The organism is Idiomarina abyssalis, assembly GCF_019797805.1.
Taxonomy (GTDB): Bacteria; Pseudomonadota; Gammaproteobacteria; order Enterobacterales; family Alteromonadaceae; genus Idiomarina; species Idiomarina abyssalis.
This window is the reverse complement of sequence record NZ_CP081832.1, coordinates 2367128-2384209: the sequence shown is the minus strand read 5'-3', so window position 1 is coordinate 2384209 and position 17082 is coordinate 2367128. Positions and strand designations below refer to the sequence as shown.

14 protein-coding genes are annotated in these 17082 nt (G+C 47.3%); 4 read left to right on the top strand and 10 right to left on the bottom strand.

The annotated features are described in order from the left end of the window. The first annotated feature begins 57 nt into the window (after positions 1–57). Entirely contained in the window at positions 58–954 is an 897-nt protein-coding gene (locus K5X84_RS11445) for an LOG family protein (protein WP_222235915.1), read from the top strand. Here K5X84_RS11445 and K5X84_RS11440 read toward each other — a convergent pair. From K5X84_RS11440 to pgsB, 6 genes are all read right to left on the bottom strand, one after another. Next, a complete protein-coding gene (locus tag K5X84_RS11440) occupies positions 937–2052 on the bottom strand; it encodes an ABC transporter permease (protein ID WP_222235914.1) in 1116 nt (371 codons plus the stop codon). The two genes, K5X84_RS11445 and K5X84_RS11440, sit on opposite strands and share 18 nt — an antisense overlap. After that, entirely contained in the window at positions 2053–4782 is a 2730-nt protein-coding gene (gene rbbA / locus K5X84_RS11435) for a ribosome-associated ATPase/putative transporter RbbA (protein WP_222235913.1), read from the bottom strand. It abuts the gene before it with no gap. Beyond that, positions 4782–5837, bottom strand: coding sequence for an HlyD family secretion protein (locus K5X84_RS11430; RefSeq protein WP_222235912.1), 1056 nt, complete (start codon positions 5835–5837; stop codon positions 4782–4784). Before K5X84_RS11430 ends, rbbA begins: the two co-directional genes overlap by 1 nt. A 111-nt stretch (positions 5838–5948) precedes the next feature. Next, positions 5949–7100: a poly-gamma-glutamate system protein gene (pgsW, locus tag K5X84_RS11425; RefSeq protein WP_222235911.1), complete on the bottom strand. Its 1152-nt coding sequence runs from the start codon at positions 7098–7100 to the stop codon at positions 5949–5951. Between the two features lie 14 nt (positions 7101–7114). After that, a complete protein-coding gene (pgsC, locus tag K5X84_RS11420) occupies positions 7115–7690 on the bottom strand; it encodes a poly-gamma-glutamate biosynthesis protein PgsC (protein WP_054490055.1) in 576 nt (191 codons plus the stop codon). After that, positions 7687–8892 carry a poly-gamma-glutamate synthase PgsB gene (pgsB, locus tag K5X84_RS11415; RefSeq protein WP_054490057.1) on the bottom strand — a complete coding sequence of 402 codons (1206 nt, stop codon included), beginning with the start codon at positions 8890–8892 and terminating at the stop codon, positions 7687–7689. Before pgsB ends, pgsC begins: the two co-directional genes overlap by 4 nt. 104 nt (positions 8893–8996) lie before the next feature. Between pgsB and K5X84_RS11410 the strand changes: the two genes are divergently transcribed. Then, positions 8997–9491 carry a DUF4199 domain-containing protein gene (locus K5X84_RS11410; protein ID WP_054490060.1) on the top strand — a complete coding sequence of 165 codons (495 nt, stop codon included), beginning with the start codon at positions 8997–8999 and terminating at the stop codon, positions 9489–9491. On the opposite strand, the gene K5X84_RS11405 is transcribed toward K5X84_RS11410, so the two are convergent. The 3 genes from K5X84_RS11405 to K5X84_RS11395 are packed head-to-tail and all read right to left on the bottom strand — an operon-like array spanning position 9488 to position 12481. Then, a complete protein-coding gene (locus tag K5X84_RS11405; RefSeq protein ID WP_222235910.1) occupies positions 9488–10696 on the bottom strand; it encodes an alkaline phosphatase family protein in 1209 nt (402 codons plus the stop codon). The two genes, K5X84_RS11410 and K5X84_RS11405, sit on opposite strands and share 4 nt — an antisense overlap. Before the next feature lie 21 nt (positions 10697–10717). After that, positions 10718–11056 (bottom strand): zinc ribbon domain-containing protein YjdM, encoded by a 339-nt coding sequence (locus tag K5X84_RS11400; protein WP_054490064.1) that lies wholly within the window; start codon positions 11054–11056, stop codon positions 10718–10720. Between the two features lie 60 nt (positions 11057–11116). Beyond that, positions 11117–12481, bottom strand: a complete 1365-nt coding sequence (locus K5X84_RS11395) for an SLC13 family permease (RefSeq protein WP_222235909.1) — start codon at positions 12479–12481, stop codon at positions 11117–11119. Positions 12482–12569: 88 nt separating this feature from the next. Here K5X84_RS11395 and K5X84_RS11390 point away from each other — a divergent pair, with 88 nt between their 5' ends. After that, positions 12570–13793, top strand: coding sequence for an APC family permease (locus K5X84_RS11390; RefSeq protein WP_054490068.1), 1224 nt, complete (start codon positions 12570–12572; stop codon positions 13791–13793). Positions 13794–13802: 9 nt separating this feature from the next. After that, positions 13803–14750, top strand: coding sequence for an ATP-grasp domain-containing protein (locus K5X84_RS11385; RefSeq protein WP_222235908.1), 948 nt, complete (start codon positions 13803–13805; stop codon positions 14748–14750). Positions 14751–14812: 62 nt separating this feature from the next. On the opposite strand, the gene K5X84_RS11380 is transcribed toward K5X84_RS11385, so the two are convergent. After that, complete coding sequence (locus tag K5X84_RS11380) at positions 14813–16945, bottom strand: TonB-dependent receptor family protein (RefSeq protein ID WP_222235907.1); 2133 nt, start codon at positions 16943–16945, stop codon at positions 14813–14815. Positions 16946–17082: the final 137 nt, after the last annotated feature.

Sequence of the window (17082 nt, the reverse complement as noted above, 5' to 3'; positions counted from 1 at the left end):
ATTTAAGATAAACTAGCCGTTATTGGTTACCATTAACCCCATGCATACGGACTTCCCATGAAAGAAAATGAGTTGCATCGACGTCGTCTAATTTCGGCGAAACAGTCTGAAGAATCTATTGCCAAAATAGAAGGGCAAGGCTCGTATAAGCTGGCATTTGCCGATCATGAATTTTTACTGCAGGACGACTTGCGCGCGGTACGCCTGCAACTGGAGTATTTAAAGCCTCAGTTAACGCTCGAAAAGCATCAGATAGACGCAACCATTGTTGTGTTTGGCAGCGCCCGTTTTTTATCGCCTGAGCAGGCGCAGCATGATGCCCGTATGGCTGAGCAAGCGTTAGCAGAAGAGCCAGATAATGACAGCTTAAAAGGTAACTTAAAGCGCGCCCAGCGGGCATTAAAAAATAGTGCTTACTATCAGCAGGCAATGGACTTTTCACGTATTGCGACTGAACACAACCTTAAGCACGATGAAGAAAACCTGATGATTGTCAGTGGTGGTGGCCCCGGCATCATGGAAGCTGCGAACCGAGGAGCGATGGAAGCCGGAGGAGAAAGTATTGGTCTGAATATTGTACTGCCTCATGAGCAACGTCCAAACCCATATATAACGCCTGAATACTGCTTCCAGTTTCACTATTTTGCCATTCGAAAAATGCACTTTCTGCAACGAGCTCGTGCGTTAGTTGCTTTTCCTGGTGGCTTCGGAACGCTCGACGAGTTATTCGAAACCTTAACTTTGGTACAAACTAAAAAATCAGAACCTGTACCTATCGTTTTGGTGGGATCTGAATTTTGGCGTCGTGCAGTCGATTTCGATTTGCTGGTAGAAGAAGGCACTATTGCAGAATACGACTTAGACTTGTTCCAGATTGTGGATAGCGCGGAAGAAGCATGGCAAGCAATATGTCACTGTTATGACTTAAAAAATGGTTCACGCCATATCCGCTAACCGTTCGTGAAAGTGGCGCCAGGAAACCCAAAAGAATAAGGCGCCAATACCGCTTAGTGCAAGTAGCTGTGGCCAAACAATTTCTAACCCGGCGCCACGGAATAAGATGCTTTGACCAAATTCGGTAAAGTGAGATGTAGGAGCAAAGTACATCACAGCCTGAACTGCAGCAGGCATACTGTCAAAAGGTGTCATGCCGCCGGAGAGTATCTGCATTGGCATAATAATCAGCAAAAACAGTAATCCGAACTGGGGCATAGAGCGGGCATAGGTTCCTAAGAAAATGCCAATAGACGTGGTGGCAAAAAGGTGCAGAGCGGTACCGAATAAGAACAGTGTTAAGGAACCGCTGGTAGGTATAGCAAGCGCCTGTTTAATTATCACAGTGAGTGAGAACGCAGAGGCAACTAATACGACTAAGGCCATAGCCCAAACTTTGCTGACCATAATTTGAAAAGGGCTGACCGGCATTACCATAAGGTGCTCAATGGTGCCGTGTTCCCGTTCTTTTATCAGGGCTGCACCGGTTAAGATAATCGACAACATGGTAATTTGGTTAATCAATTCCATAATGGCGCTGAACCATCCGCTATCAAGCTCCGGGTTAAACTGTGCCCTTACGGCTATATCGACAGGTAACTGAGTGTCGGACTGCGTGAAGGAGCTGACTTCGCGATTAATAATAGATTGAATGTAACCGTTACCAGTAAAGGCTTGACTCATGCGCGTGGCGTCAACAATGAGTTGTAGCTGAGGCTGATCACCGCTTAACAAATCACGCTGCAGCCCTTCAGGAATATCGAGAATAAAGGTGTAGCGCCCTTCGTCCATAAGCTGATCTGCCTCTTGAGCAGAAACGGCTTCGGGCGGCAAAAAGTAAGGCATTAAGAAGCTGTTTATCAATTGGTTGGAAAGCTGGGAACGGTCATTGTCGATAACGGCTATTGGTGTTTTGTACAAAGTTTGTGGTGTGGCAGATGCCGCGGTATAAACAAATACGGTAAAAGCCAGCATAATAAACAGCAGTAACATAGGGTCACGCGACAAGCTAATGAGCTCTTTCACGCCTAAATGAGCAATGTTTTTAGCTGATCGCATTTATTGCTCCTGTTTCCTGACTAAGCTAATACCAATGGCAATGAAAAGAATGGCAGCGATGCTGAGCCCGACTAACATGACCTGCAACTCATTAAATGACAGGGCTTTCGAAAACACGCCCCGACTGACAATCATATAGTAAGTTGTCGGATAAATTTCGCCGATAACCTTGGCAAGTCCCTCGAGTGAAGTCACCGGCGTGATCATGCCAGAGAATTGGGATGCAGGCAGAATGGTGGCAAGTGCAGTACCAAAAAGTGCGGCAATTTGGCTATTAAGAAAGGCCGACATAATAAGTCCAAGTGCGGTTGCACACAGAACATAGAGAAAGGTCGCGAGTGAGAAAGCCAGAAAACTTCCGGTGATTTCTACGTTAAAAATAAACAACGCCTGAGCAACCAATATTAAGAAGTTTGCCATTGCGAGAACGACATAGGGTAGTTGCTTACCAATAAAAAACTCACTTTTGCGGGTTGGGGTAACATAAAAATTTGTAATAGAGCCCAGTTCTTTCTCTCTCACTACAGACAGTGACGTCAGTATGGATGGGAAAAGCATTAACAACAGTGGAATGACAGCAGGAACCATGGCTGGCAAGCTTTTAACGTCGGGGTTATAGCGATACCTCGATGCTATATCGACCATCGCTGGCTTTGTTGGCTGGCTGCTTAACTGTTGTTGCTGTTTTTGTAGCCAGTCAATATGCATACCCTGAATGTATCCTTGCGCGGTCTCTGCACGCATTGGCATTGCACCGTCAATCCAGGCCCCTATACTGACGTTTTCCCCACGCTGCATATCGCGAGCAAACCCGCTGGGTATTTCTATAGCTAAGCTGATTTCTCCAGCTTTTAAGGCATCGTCAACTTGTTCATAGCTTGTCAGGGGGGCTTTTTCATTAAAGTAACGAGAACCCGATAAGCTTAAAATATAGTCCCGGCTGGTGCTGGTGTGGTCACGGTCTAATACCGCGAAATCAATTTCATCAACGTCCATATTAATGCCGTAACCCAAAACAAACATCAGAATAACGCTACCAACTAAGGCCATCACTAAGCGCACCGGGTCGCGGATAAGCTCTAGGGTTTCGCGGTGACTGATGCTGAGCAGTCGCTTAATGCTGAAACCGTGATTGAGTTTAAGTTTTTCACTATGTTGCAGTTCTGAAGGTTCCTGCGGTGATTGTTGCGAGTGATGAGAAGCAGACGCCTCTTCTAAATAATTGACGAAGGCATCTTCCAGCGAGTCACTATTACGGCTTTTAGTAATAGCTTCGGGGGTATCGGTTATTAGAACTTTCCCGGCATGCATTAAGGATATGCGATCACAGCGCTCGGCTTCGTTCATAAAGTGCGTTGAGATAAATATGGTGACACCATGCTCACGCGATAACTTCATCAGAATTTGCCAGAAGTGATCCCGTGCAATAGGGTCAACGCCCGAAGTTGGTTCATCCAGTATTAATATTTCTGGTTGGTGGATCATTGCAACCGCTAAAGATAGCCTCTGTCGTTCTCCTACCGGAAGCTGGCTAGGTAATTGTTGGAATAGTCGTTGTAAATCAAATTGCTCGGCAACGCTTTCTACTCTGTCTTTTATGCTGTTTTTAGGAATATCGAATAACTGGGCGTGTAACTTTAAGTTTTGGTAAACCGTTAATTCTCCATACAAGGAAAAGCTTTGAGCCATGTAGCCTACACGCTTTCGGGTTTCAAGAGGGTTGTTCTCAATTGGTTGATCGAAGAGCCAGGCTTTACCAGAGCTGGCGGTAAGTAAACCGGTCAGCATCTTCATGGTGGTGGTTTTACCGCAACCATTAGAGCCTAAGAAGCCGAATATCTCGCCTTTTTGAATGCGAAAACTCGCTTTATCTACGGCGGTAAAGTCACCAAATTGCATGGTAAGATCCTGGGCTTCGATAGCAACCGATGTTTCTTTTATCGAGAGACGAGCGATATTTTCAAAGTCCTGATTGGGTTCTGCACCCAGCAATTTAATATAGGCTTTTTCAAGAGTGGATGTTGCCGTTTGCTGCAGCAACTCATTTGGAGAGCCTGCGGCTAATAACTTCCCTGCATTCATAGTAGCCAGCCAGTCAAAGCCCTCGGCCTCATCCATATAGGCAGTAGCGACTAAAACGCTCATGTCAGGGTGTTGTTGGCGAATATCAGCAATGAGTTGCCAGAATTGGCGACGGGACAAAGGATCTACGCCAGTGGTAGGTTCATCAAGAATAAGAAGCTCGGGTTCATGAATCAAGGCACAGCAAAGCCCAAGCTTTTGCTTCATACCACCGGACAACTTGGCGCTGGGGCGATCGCGGAACTCCCATAGGCGAGTGGCTTTTAGCAAACGACTGACACGTTGCCGACGTTGTTTACCGTCAATGTCGAAAAGTTGTGCGAAAAAGCTGAGGTTCTCCTCAACCGATAAAGTCGGGTAAAGGTTTTTACCAAGTCCCTGTGGCATGTAGGCTAAACGACGATATAAATGTTTACGTTGACGCGACTGACTCAAGTCTTCATCAAGAACATGTAACTGGCCTTTTTGTAGCGCGCGTGCCCCGGAAATCAATGAGAGTAAGGTGGATTTCCCTACTCCGTCGGGACCAATCAGGCCACAGAGTTGCCCCCGTGGAATTTTAATTGATAATGCTTCAAGCGCTTGTTGTTTTCCGTAGCGGTAATTGATCTCGCTCAGTGTTACTACTGAGTCATTGTCTGTTGACATCAGTCAAGCTCCGATTGCAGCTCAATAGGCCAACTGTCCTGTCCATCAAGTTTGACATAAGCCACCCCAGGGAGCCCTGTCTTTACCCGCTCCAGGTGTTGTTCTAGTAACTTCTTATCAATACTGGCTCTGACCCGGAACATCAGTTTTTCACGTTCTTCCTGGGTTTCTACTGTTTTAGGTGTGAACTGAGCTACGTCTGAAATAAAGCTAATATTAGCCGGGATGCGGTAGTCCGGCAGTGCATCTAATACAATACGGACTTCACTACCGACTGAAATCTTTCCAATAGTCTGTGTTGGCAAGAAAAAGGTCATGTAAACATCGCTCAGATCGACCATATTAACTACTCGGCCGCCACTCCCAATCACTTCGCCTGGCCTTGATACTACGTATTGAACACGGCCGTCCCGGGGGGACAAAAGGGTACTATCATCAATTTGGATTTGGATACGTTCAATGGTTGCTTTGGCGGCTTGAGCAGCAGATTCTGCTTCCTCTCGCTGTGAGATGGCAGTGGTAATTGCCGCTTCAGTAGAAGCAATTTGAGATTTCGCCGCAGCTACCGCCGACTCAGCGCTAACAACAGCGGCTTTTGCATCATCCAGCTCCTGGGCTGACATAGAGCCTTGTTGGGATAAACTCTGTACACGTGCCAGACGCTTTTTGGCAAGGTCTAACTCAGACTCTCGTTGTTTTAATAAGGCCTGTGCGGCGTCTTTTTCAGCGCGCCGTTGATTTACCTGGCTTTTGGCGGTATTGATGGCGTTTTGAGTCTGTTTAAATACTGCTTGGGTTTGATGCAGTTCAGCTTCCAAAGTGGTGGTATCAATTTTTGCCAGTTTGTCGCCGGTGAGCACGAACTGACCTTCTTCAACCCATACATTGTCGAGGCGACCGGCAACTTTCGTGGCGACGTTAATTTCGACGGCTTCTATTCGCCCATTGCCACTGGCAATGCCTTCATAGCTAGCCGACTCTTTGTTAATACCAAGATAAACGAAAAAGGCGATGCCAATAATGACCACCGCCCAGACAATATTCCTTTTGCTCATGCTCTCATCTCACTAACAAGCGATAATAAACTACTGTTAGTTTTAGCACTAAATTAGCCAGTATGTAAGCTCGACCAGAAGAGGGAGTAACTCCCCCTTTGTTGGTAGCTATTAAACCATCGGCTTCGTGCTTTTACCGCTTTCGCCAGTTCTCCGCCACAAGCTGGTAATGCGAGCAGAGCGAACAATAAGCCAGGTCATGGCAAATAATCCAACACCTAACCCTAACGCTAACCAGCGGTTATAAATAGTGGCTGAATAAACTCCGCCATTACCAACCGGAACAACTTCAGGTGGCATTAACGGAAGGCCGTGTCGTTCAGCCATGGTTTTGATACCAATGAAGTGAATGCCGGGAATGTCTTCCTGCAGGAAGTAACCCATGACAGTATCTACTGCAAAAGCTCGTGATGGCGCATCTTTTTGCAGGCCGGACTTGAACATGTCATCAATACCCGGAGGACCGACAATAGTTGCTCCTCCCCCCACGTTGACGAACGCTTTGTATTGGCGGTCGGCTGAATACTCTCGAAATATAGCAATACGATCAGCAACTGCTTCCTGGTAGTTCGCGGGCTCAATTAAGTTAATATCTGCGTTTTCAATACTGTTGCGTATTGAACGGATCCCCTCTTCAGGTATCCCAATGCCACGGTCTTCAATACCGCCGATAGACGCATAAACAGGCTTTAAAGAGAGCACACCGGCTTCTCTAAGCTCGCGCTCCATATCAAGCCACAAGAAGTTAGGAACGTTGGCACCCCATTGCGACGATGATGCGGATGCAATGATAACCGCTTCGGCTCCGATAGCTTCAATGGCTGAATAAACAGCGAGGTTTAATGCGGGGAAGGAACCCGATACGGTGACTGCAACTAAATCCCCTTCTTTCACACCGGCATCGGCCATTAATTTAACTGCAACGGCAGCCCAGTTAGGGTTAACTGTTGTTTGTTTCGATTCACGGCCACCATGGTTGGTCGTTACAATGCTATTTTCTAAACCAACGAATCCTGAGCGTTGGGGATCAAACTCAGGGTTAATTGGTGCTAATTGAGCGCGCAGTGGTTTCAGTACCTGCATGCCTTCACGCATTATCTTCGATGCGTTAACCATAGTAGCGTAGTTGTCGTCAACGATAGGATCACGCTGCTTCACGTTTTCCGCCGCGACCATCACAATAACGGATAATACGATAAGAAAAATTAATCCCCAGGTTGGTACGCCCGAAGAACGCCAATAAATCTTTGTAAAACTACTCATGATTCGTCCTCCTGTTACCAGCCGGGCATCTGAAATGCTTGGCTTGCTTCGTACATTTGTAATGATTCCGGCATAATCACAATCAGTGCTAGCCTGACCAGCACAGCTGTTACTGCCAGCCCGCACAGGGTTTGAAGTACGCCCTGTCGGTCAAACCAAATGGCGATAAGTCCGGGAATAATGTAGCCGATAATGCTGCTTTCCATAATGGACATCATAAAGCTGGACTCAAGTGTTGCGATTTGAGCCTGAGCGTTATCTCCCCCGGCAATCATTTGTAAATCGACCCAGTTAACCAGGTTCCCAAGAAATAAGTCCATTAACCCGGCAATCAAATAGCCGGTAAGAATCATGATAATGGTTTGGCGGCGGCCGTAAATAATGGCGAAGCTGGCAATAATTCGGACAATCAAATAAGTGATAAGCGCGGCAATAAGCGTAATGGCCAAGCTTAAAGGATCGGTCAATTGCAGTGCGACATACCCAGGTACAACCAAACCGCCTGCGGCAAGGCCTAAAGTTTGAGTGAGTAATAAGGTAAAAAATAAGCCGACCCCAATGGCAACGGCCAGAATGTTTAATGCAATCATAGATCTTCCTCCTTGATTGCCCGGTTCTGGAAGAAGCGAGCGACTTCTTCGCCACCGCCGTGAATATTGCACATGCCAACAACTAATGCGCTGCTGCCGGACTCTTCTAAAATTGTTTCGGTTATTTCGGTCATATGGGCATTTTCCATGACTAATAATTTTTCTGGGTCGAGGCCATATTTCACCGCATTACGGACGAAAATAAAGGTGCCTGAACCCATCAGTAGGTATTTATCCGCTTCGCTCCACTTAACCGCATCTTCCGCCATTTGCTGAGAGCGGTGTGGGCGGTCCGCCCGGCAATTAATTAACACGATTTTTCGACGTTCGTTGCCATGCTTTTCCAGCATGTTTTCCCAAATGCGACCAGTAGACTCTGGATCGTTGGCTGCAAAAGCGTTGACGAAAACAATTTCCCGCTTGAAGTAATTAACGTGAAGAACCTGCATGGCACCGGCTTCCGGCTCAAGGGCAACCATGCCGTCTAAGGCTTTCTCCCTGTCGACGCCCAGGTGCTCGCAGACATTAAGTGCCAACGCAACGTTCTCCGCATGTTCGGCATAGCGAAAACGTTTCATGGTTTCCTCAGTAATAGCGTTAACTTCGTCTTCTGTTACACCATGCAGCTCGCTCTTTCGGTCTTGGCAGGAGTGCTTGAAGATGTCGAGTAAGTCTCGCTCAGCGGTGAATAAATCCCCTTTCACCGGGGTGCTACCGGCAAGGGCGAGTCCTACATCGTTTTCTCCCGGCCCCATCACATCTAAATGATCGGCTCGGGCATTGGTAATAACGCCTACTGTTGAACGTACCATTCGCAGTTCGCTTAAGGACTGGTACTGTGGTTGCAGCGCCATACATTCCATAACCACAATTTCGGGCTTTAATGCGGCCATTCTTTTCAGGGTGCGCATTTGTTCGATAATATTTGCGCCGCTAATGCGGTAAATAGGGAATTCTCGCCCCTCGGGGTCAGTAATGGCCGCGGCTGAACCTGTTGTTTTTGCGCAAATACGTTTTCCGCCGCTACGCAGCCCTGCAGCAATTAAACGGGTAACGCTGGTTTTACCGCGAGTGCCATTAACATGGACTCGAACCGGAATTTTGCGAACAAGCGCCCAGTGACGAACAGCCTCAAAAACGCCGGCAATGACGAGAACAACCCATAGTGCAGCGACAATAGCGAGCATGCTGGGTATTTCCACGGGAACCCTCCTGAAGGAAATTGTTTGAAAACACGACTATAATTACAGATAGTCTGCTAATAAGGCTATTGTTTTTAGGGATCTTTACAAAAGGTTAGTACAAAATGCTTAAACAACGAAAAACAGAAATAAAGTGGGGCATTATCTTCACCATTGCAGGTTTGTTGTGGATGTTAATGGAAAGATTAGTCGGTCTGCATGACAACTATATTGCTTACCACGCAACCTATACCAACTTCTTTGCACTCATTGCTATTGCTATTTATGTACTGGCACTGAGAGAAAAACGCGAAAAGGATCTAAATGGATCGATGACTTGGAAGCAGGGGTTTGTAAGCGGTTTGATAATTGCCGTTGTGGTGGCTATTTTGACGCCAATTAGCCAGTGGATAACCCATGTCATTATTTCGCCTGATTACTTTGAAAATGTGAGCAATTTTTCAGTAACTCAAGGCGAAATGAGTGCAGAACAAGCTGAGGTTTATTTTCAGCTTAGTAGTTATATTGTTCAGTCAATGATTTTTGCTTTAGTCATTGGGGCTATTACGGCGGCAATCGTCGCGGTGTTCATGAAAACACCGCAACCTGATGCTGATTAATGAGTTTCGAGAATTGGCCGGAGCACTTCCGCCCGGCCATCAATTTCCGTGAGAATCTCTAACCCCAGTAATTCTGCCAGCATTGGGTAAATATGAATGTTTTCAAAACGCTCAATGCTTTGTCCCTTATTAAAGGCGTTGCCGGTGGCAACAAATAACCCATCCATATCGCGAGTGCCGTAATACCCGTGAGTACCTCCATCAGAGCGTTCCTCAGCTGGTCGGGTAGCAAAGCTGTTTGGTGCGTCGGTTGCAAGCACGATAGCCGGCACACGAGGGCTATTAACAAAGTGTCGCTGTGCAAGTGCGCTTTCTGTTTCTAGATAAAATGGTTGTTCCGTTGTTTGTTTTAAACGATGACGGAGCGACTCAATGTGTTGCTCTGACGTATTTTCTTTAGCATAAATCAGCAAACGGGTTTGTGCGTTAATGACGGTAAACCGATCAGAGTCAATGTTCAGATCATCAACTTCTATCATTTTGTCGGCTAGTATCGGAGCCATGCCATGATCAGAAACCAGCACTAAATTCACGGAAGCATCCACTTCTGTCTGTAATTTGCGCCACAATTCTCCAATAAGCTCGTCTATGTGCTGAACGGCCCCTTTTACTTGTTTCGAGTCTGGTCCGAAACGATGACCCATGGTGTCAACGACGGAAAAGTAGCCGGTAACCAGCCGTGGACGAGCTTTTTCCGGTAGCTTGAGCCAGTCGATGATTTGTTCGATTCGCTGGCGGTTAGGAACCGGGTGACTGTAATGATAAAAATAACTGGGTGTCCGGCCATTTATGCGGGCATCGGATTCAGGCCAGAAGAAAGTGGCTGCTTTTACTCCCTGAAACTCGGCAAGGTTCCACAAAGGCAACGCGGTTATCCAACTGCTGTCTTCTAAGCCGTCGGCCATACTGTACTTTTGCTGGCGCTCGGTATCGTAAAAGTTATTATCGACCAAACCATGCTTGGTCGGATAACGGCCGGTAATAATAGACAGGTGATTAGGAAAGGTTTTGGACGGATAAACCGGTATTAACCCCTTGCTGCGGACGCCTTCCTGAGCAAGCTTGGCAATATTTTTCGCATCGTGCTTTTCAATATAGTCATGACGAAAGCCGTCTATTGAAATGAGCACCAGGGTTTGTTCGTTACTTTTGCCAAATGTAAATGACGAAAAAAGAACGAGGCAGACAATCAATAGGGTTTTCATAATAAGTTCCGGTATCCGGTTTCAGACCTTTTTAACAAATTCAGATTTCAGTTTCATTGCACCAATGCCGTCAATTTTGCAGTCAATGTCATGATCGCCGTCAATGAGACGAATATTTTTAACTTTGGTGCCTACTTTAACCACCGAAGATGACCCTTTAATTTTAAGATCTTTAATCACTGTGACGGTGTCGCCGTCTTCCAATGGTGTGCCGTTAGAGTCACGAAAGGATGGCGCATCGTCAGCCGCTTCAGGTTCGTTTTCGGACCATTCGTGTCCGCATTCAGGGCAAATGAGTAAAGTTCCGTCGTGGTAGGTAAAGCTGGAATTACACTCCGGGCAGGCTGGGAAATCGCTCATATCAAGTCCTTTCTAGGGGATGAAAGCGGGTGATTATAGCCTGTCACCGACTCGGGCGCACTAGACAAAAATTAGTACCACCAGTGTCGTGACAATGGCGAGCAAAATATTAAGCACCACACCCTCTCTGGCCATGGCTTTTATGGTGACCCGATTAGAAGCAAAAACAATGGAGTTTGGTGGTGTGGCTACCGGCATGCAAAACGCGCAACTGCAGGCAATAACCGCAGGTATCATGAGTAACTCAATGGGTAATTCAAGTGCTGCTGCCGTGGCTGCAAGAATGGGCATCAGTAAGGTGGCAGTTGCTGTATTGGAGGTGACTTCTGTTACGAAGGACACGGTCAGCGCTAACACAAAAATAAGTAACCATAACGGCAGCACGCCTAATGCGGTAAGTGACTGGCCAATAATTTCGCCCAAACCACTTTCCATAACGCCACGGGCTAAGCAAATACCGCCGGCAAACAGCAATAGAATGCCCCAGGGAATATCTTTTGCCAGTGGCCAGTTTAATAGCTTCTCGCGTTTAACTTTTCCAGTTGGAATAACGAACATGGCAACTACACCGGCCAGTGCAACGGTCGCGTCATTGAGGCTGCCAATGCCCAGTAAGCCGGTCCAGCCGCCAAAGGGTGCGGTACGTGTTATCCACAAAAGGACGACGGTACCGAACACCATGAGCACACGCTTCTCATAGGTTGTCATTTCACTGGTGGTCGGTAACTCAAGTGGCTTTGATAATTTGACGTTGCGGGTTAACCAAAGTGCAATAACAGGTAAACCTAATAAAACCATGGGTAAACCAATACCAAGCCAGCGGGTGAAACTGAACTCTACGCCGGTAATATTCTGGTAGATAGACGCAAAAATCAGGTTCGGTGGTGTTCCTACTAAAGTAGCGATACCGCCAAGCGAGCCTGCGTAGGCAAGACCTAAAAGCAGAGCCCGTTGGAAGTTTTCATCGTCGCTGGCATCGGCCAATGCCAACGCTACAGGTAAAAGTGCCAGCACACCTGCCGTATTCGATATCCACATGGACAGAAAGGCGGTCGCGGCCATAAAAGAAATAACCACTTTGCGGCCATTGTCAGCACCAATGCGTGCAACCAAAGAAAGAGCCATGCGCTTATGAACACCACTGGCTTCAACGGCTTTGGCCAACATAAAGGCGCCCATGAACAAGAGGATAATATTGTCGCCTAAAGCGCCTGCGGCTGTTTGTGTGTCGATAACCCCGAAGGCCGGAAGCAAGACGAAAGGGAGTAATGAGGTGACAGGTAAGGGGATGCACTCGGTTACCCACCACCAGGCTACCCAGACCACAGTGCTTAAAGTAAGCGCGGCAGGTAATGGCATGTTCGCCAATTGCGTCGTGAGCAATACGATAAGTGCTGTAATCGGGCCCAGTGCTAAATGTTTCATTAAGAGGTTGTCACATCCATTTCATCTTTTACCCTGTAAGATAATAGAGAAGTGACTGAATCAGCAACGAAAGATTAAAGGGGATAGCATGAATCAGCAGTTGGTTCGCTCTACCTCGCTCGCGGGTGCCATTGTTTTGGGGCTTGGTTCCATTTTAGGTACCGGTGCGTTCGTGAGTGTGGGTATTGGTGCGGATATTGCCGGTGGTGCCGTTTTATGGGCAATTCTCATTGCGGCGGTGACGGCCTTATGTAATGGCTTGTCTTCCGCGCAGCTGGCTTCTGCTCATTCCGTCAGTGGAGGCACCTACGAGTATGGCTATCGGTTTCTGACTCCGGCTTATGGTGTAACGGCGGGTAGTTTGTTCGTGGTAGCAAAAAGTGCTTCAGCGGCAACCGCTGCGCTGGCGGTAGGCTGGTATGTGACCAATGCCACGGCAATACCGGACTATTTAGCGCAGTGGATAGCGGCTGCGGTATTGGTGCTGTTTACGTTATTAGTACTGGGGGGCGTTAAGCGCACAAATTGGGTTAACGCCGCCATTGTCACACTGAGCATAATTGCTCTGCTGGCCTTTATTGTTACAGGCCATCAGCAAACGGCTGTAATGCTAGAGCGGCCGTCTGTTAAGTGGTGGCAGGTACTACAAGCTTCAGCTTTACTCTTTGTTGCCTACACCGGCTACGGACGTATTGCCACCATGGGGGAAGAGGTACAAAACCCACGTCGGGTTATTCCTCTGGCCGTTGTTTTAACTCTGGCGGTTGTGACGCTTCTGTATCTGGGAGTGGGGAATGCTCTGCTGCGTTTTCCCAGTATAGCGAACTTTCAGGCGGAGCATTTCTCTCTGGCAAGTTTGCTGCCGAGCGGACCTGTACAATGGTTAGTGACCGTTGGTGCAGTGGTTGCTATGGGCGGAGTTATTCTGAACTTAATTTTAGGGGTATCGCGGGTGATTCTGGCTATGGGCCGCCGCGCCGATTTACCCATGCGCTTTGCCAATTTAAATGACCAACAGACATCGGCACCACCGGCAACCTGGCTAACTTGTATTGTCATGCTGGTGTTGGTCGCAATTGGTGATATAAAGACCGCATGGTCGTTCAGTGCCTTCACGGTTTTAGTGTATTATGGCATTACGAATTTGGCCGCATTGAAAGTCACAAAGAGTGATCGTTTTGTGCCAAAGTGGGTATCCATAATAGGTTTGGCCAGCTGTCTTGGACTGGCTGTTTTTGTGCCGTGGCAGGTGCTGTTGTCGGGCATCATTTTTATTGTCGTAGTTCTGCTGATACATCAGCTGAGACGCTAAGAGGTATACATGCGAGATATTGTTATTCTGCACGAAAATGAAGAGTGGCTGGTGCCGCTAAGAGCAGAGTTTGAAAAGCGCGGCGTAGAAGCCAAAGAATGGTTCCTGGATACGGGAGTGATACCTTTTTCCGAGCTTCCGGAAGATGCGGTTTACTATAACCGTATGAGTGCCTCCTCGCACACAAGGGGCCATCGGTTTGCACCGGAGCTGACTCGCATGGCATTAACCTGGCTGGAAAACAGTAACCGAACCGTGGTTAATGGCTCCCGGGTGCTGGCACTGGAAGTGTGTAAGCTGTCGCAATATGCGGCGTTACAAAAAGCAGGCCTTAACGTACCTAAAACGCAGGCAGTGGTCGGAAAAGATCTGCTGACAGAAGCGGCTGAAAAGTTTGCCGAGTGGCCGCTGATTTTAAAGCCTAATCGCGGGGGTAAAGGTTTAGGCGTTATTAAGTTTGACGATGTCGCTGGCTTAAAGAGCTATATCGACAGCGATGATTATGAAGAGCCGTTAGATGGCATCTGGCTGTTACAGGAATACATTAAACCAAAGCAACCACATATCACTCGCAGCGAATTTGTCGGGCAGAAATTTATTTACGCGGTTAACGTGAACACTGAGCAAGGCTTTGAGCTATGCCCGGCCGATGTGTGCAGTGTGGATGATGCGTTTTGCCCAACCAATGAAGCACCTGCTGAGAACAATCAACCCAATAAATTCACTATTACACAGCGCTTTAATGACCATGAAATTATTTTTGCGCTGGAAGCATTCTTGAAGGCCAATGATATTGATGTGGCCGGCATTGAGTTTATTGAAGACGCAAAAGGCGAACTGTACGTTTACGATGTGAACACCAATACCAACTATAATCAAAGTGCAGAGCGTGAAGCCGGTGTTAAGAAAACGGGTATGGGTGCGTTAGCGGATTACTTGATTAGCTTAGCTCAATAAGGCAAACCAAAAAAATGGCCCCTAAGAGTGGGGCCATAACAAATCCAGGGAGGGATTGGTTTTTAGAAAGTGTATTCCACACCTAAAGAGGCTGTTTGAGGTTTGTTCGGACGCGCACCATGCGGTGAACGAGCAACAATTTTCTGTTGATCGAACAGGTTCTCAACTTTGAAATAAACCGCCATGTTGTTGTCGACTTCATAACGGCTGACAAAGTCGGTCACAAACAGTGATTCGGTTTTGTTAAAACGGCTGTTGTCACGGTTACAGCCAACAGAGACGCACATTTCGTCAATGTATTTACCGACCACATAGTTTACCCAGCCTTTGTTGTTATCTAGCGCAACGCGAACACTGAAGGTATTCTGCGGAATGTCATTCAGTTCATCGCCGTCCATTAAACCTGTCACCGCGTTGTCCTGACTGATTTCACCTTTGGTGTAGGTGTAAGCCAAATCAACTGGCATAAGGAACTGACCCAATTCAAAGGTATTGCTCGCCTGTAATTCCAGACCGGCTACCGTTGATTCACCCAGCACATAAGAGCCCGACTCAGCGCCATTGTCACATGGGTTAGCAATTGAACACTGCTGTGTGGTGTCGCTAAAGTCGCTGTAGAAACCAATGGCTTCTGCAAAGAAGGAACCTTGATTAAAACGAACACCGGCTTCGTAGTTGTTACTGGTTTCTGGTTCCTGGAAGTCCTTCGCACCACCGCCTAAAGGCGAAAAGCCTTTATGAGCGCCTGCCAGTACCTGCCAGTTATCATTCACGTCATAAGTGAAGGATACGCCCGGTAACCATTCGTCGCTGTCGTTTGAACGTGTGCTGTCCAGTTGCTCGCGAGCCGTGTCAGCAAACTGGTAACGATAAGACTCAACGTCTTCATAACGCAGTGCAAAGTGGACGTTAAGGTCTTCGGTTGCCTGCCACTGGTCTGTCAGCCAGAAGCTGACTGCATCAGCGCCTTCCAGACGGTTGTTGCCGCCAGTAGGCATAACTTCGGCTTGGTATACAAGGCTGCCGTTAACCTGATCATAAATTTCAACCGGCTGGAAACGGTCCATTTCGTCGCTGTGGTCACGAACACCCACTTCAAGGTTATGAGTCCCTAAAGCAAACTGAGCATTAGCTTCAATGCCTTTAGATTCATAAGCTCGGTTGTTGTTTTTGTAGTTCAGACCGGCTTCATCCTGAGTGCCTTGCAAAATAGCTAATGCATCGGCGTCACCGCTGTTAGCCGCACTGACGTATGCATTACCGCCATCCAGTTTGAACCAGTTGCGAGCATAGTCGTTATAGTAGCTTAAAATATTAAAAGTCAGATTATCCGTCGCTTCAAACGCATAGTTTAAGCTGTAGCCTTTGTGGGAGTTATCCATCTGATCAATTTCAGAAAGGCCATAACGGCGGTTTTCATCCTGAGCGAAATCGGCATCGGTCAAACCGAGATAAGTTTCGTTCGAGACTTCTTCTGAATATTGAACTTTGGCCAACAGGCTCTGGCGCTCGCCAGTCCACTGAAGTTTTGCAACATAGTCTTCAATATCAAAACCGGCGTCGCGGCTGCTGCGGTCAATTTCTTTGAAGCCGTCGCTGCTGCGTTGAACGGTTTCTAATAAAAAGCCCCATTGACCTTCAGTGCCACCAACATGAGCATGAATATCACGGCTGCTGTTTTCGCCAAACTGAGTCAGAACTTGTCCGCCAAAGTCTTCAGGAATAGGTGTTGTTACCAGGTTTAAAACGCCGCCGGTTGTCTGTGGGCCGTAACGCAGTAAAGGAGCACCTTTTAATACTTCAACGGATGACATACGGAAGGTAGTCGGGAAGTAGTAGGCCGCTGGGTTTGAATAAGGCGCCGGAGCCATCATAACGCCGTCTTCCAGCAAAGTGACCTTACTGACACGACCAGCTGTTGCGGCACGGATGCCAATGTTAGGACGCAGGCCCTGGCCGTCTTCTTCACGGACATAAATTCCCGGAATGGTTTTCATCAGTTGGTTGATGTCGCTCGGAACTTCAATGCGCATCTGCTCTTCGTCAATAACGGCGCTTGAGCCGGCAACGTTGCGGGCTTCTGTTTTACTGCCAATAATTTTAATTTGCTCGATATCTGTATCGACAGCGGTATTTGCTAAAGCCGGAGCTGCCAGAGCTGTGAGTATGGTGCTAGCTAAGATCGTTTTTTTCATAACGGACTCGATTGACCTTTTTTGAAAAGTAATTTCAGTTTCAATGAATTAAGCGGCGAGAATGATAATTAAAATAAGAATGATTCGCAATAATAGTTTTAGTGTTTTTTTGATCCAACTCATCGGTTTTTAGAAAA

What these genes read in the sequence shown, in the direction of transcription:
- K5X84_RS11385 (WP_222235908.1), top strand. Translation starts at nt 13,803, where the DNA reads ATGCGAGATATTGTTATTCTGCACGAAAATGAAGAGTGGCTGGTGCCG.
- K5X84_RS11390 (WP_054490068.1), top strand. Translation starts at nt 12,570, where the DNA reads ATGAATCAGCAGTTGGTTCGCTCTACCTCGCTCGCGGGTGCCATTGTT.
- rbbA (WP_222235913.1), bottom strand. Translation starts at nt 4,782, where the DNA reads ATGTCAACAGACAATGACTCAGTAGTAACACTGAGCGAGATCAATTAC.
- K5X84_RS11410 (WP_054490060.1), top strand. Translation starts at nt 8,997, where the DNA reads ATGCTTAAACAACGAAAAACAGAAATAAAGTGGGGCATTATCTTCACC.
- K5X84_RS11445 (WP_222235915.1), top strand. Translation starts at nt 58, where the DNA reads ATGAAAGAAAATGAGTTGCATCGACGTCGTCTAATTTCGGCGAAACAG.
- K5X84_RS11430 (WP_222235912.1), bottom strand. Translation starts at nt 5,837, where the DNA reads ATGAGCAAAAGGAATATTGTCTGGGCGGTGGTCATTATTGGCATCGCC.
- K5X84_RS11395 (WP_222235909.1), bottom strand. Translation starts at nt 12,481, where the DNA reads ATGAAACATTTAGCACTGGGCCCGATTACAGCACTTATCGTATTGCTC.
- K5X84_RS11405 (WP_222235910.1), bottom strand. Translation starts at nt 10,696, where the DNA reads ATGAAAACCCTATTGATTGTCTGCCTCGTTCTTTTTTCGTCATTTACA.
- K5X84_RS11400 (WP_054490064.1), bottom strand. Translation starts at nt 11,056, where the DNA reads ATGAGCGATTTCCCAGCCTGCCCGGAGTGTAATTCCAGCTTTACCTAC.
- K5X84_RS11440 (WP_222235914.1), bottom strand. Translation starts at nt 2,052, where the DNA reads ATGCGATCAGCTAAAAACATTGCTCATTTAGGCGTGAAAGAGCTCATT.
- pgsW (WP_222235911.1), bottom strand. Translation starts at nt 7,100, where the DNA reads ATGAGTAGTTTTACAAAGATTTATTGGCGTTCTTCGGGCGTACCAACC.
- K5X84_RS11380 (WP_222235907.1), bottom strand. Translation starts at nt 16,945, where the DNA reads ATGAAAAAAACGATCTTAGCTAGCACCATACTCACAGCTCTGGCAGCT.
- pgsC (WP_054490055.1), bottom strand. Translation starts at nt 7,690, where the DNA reads ATGATTGCATTAAACATTCTGGCCGTTGCCATTGGGGTCGGCTTATTT.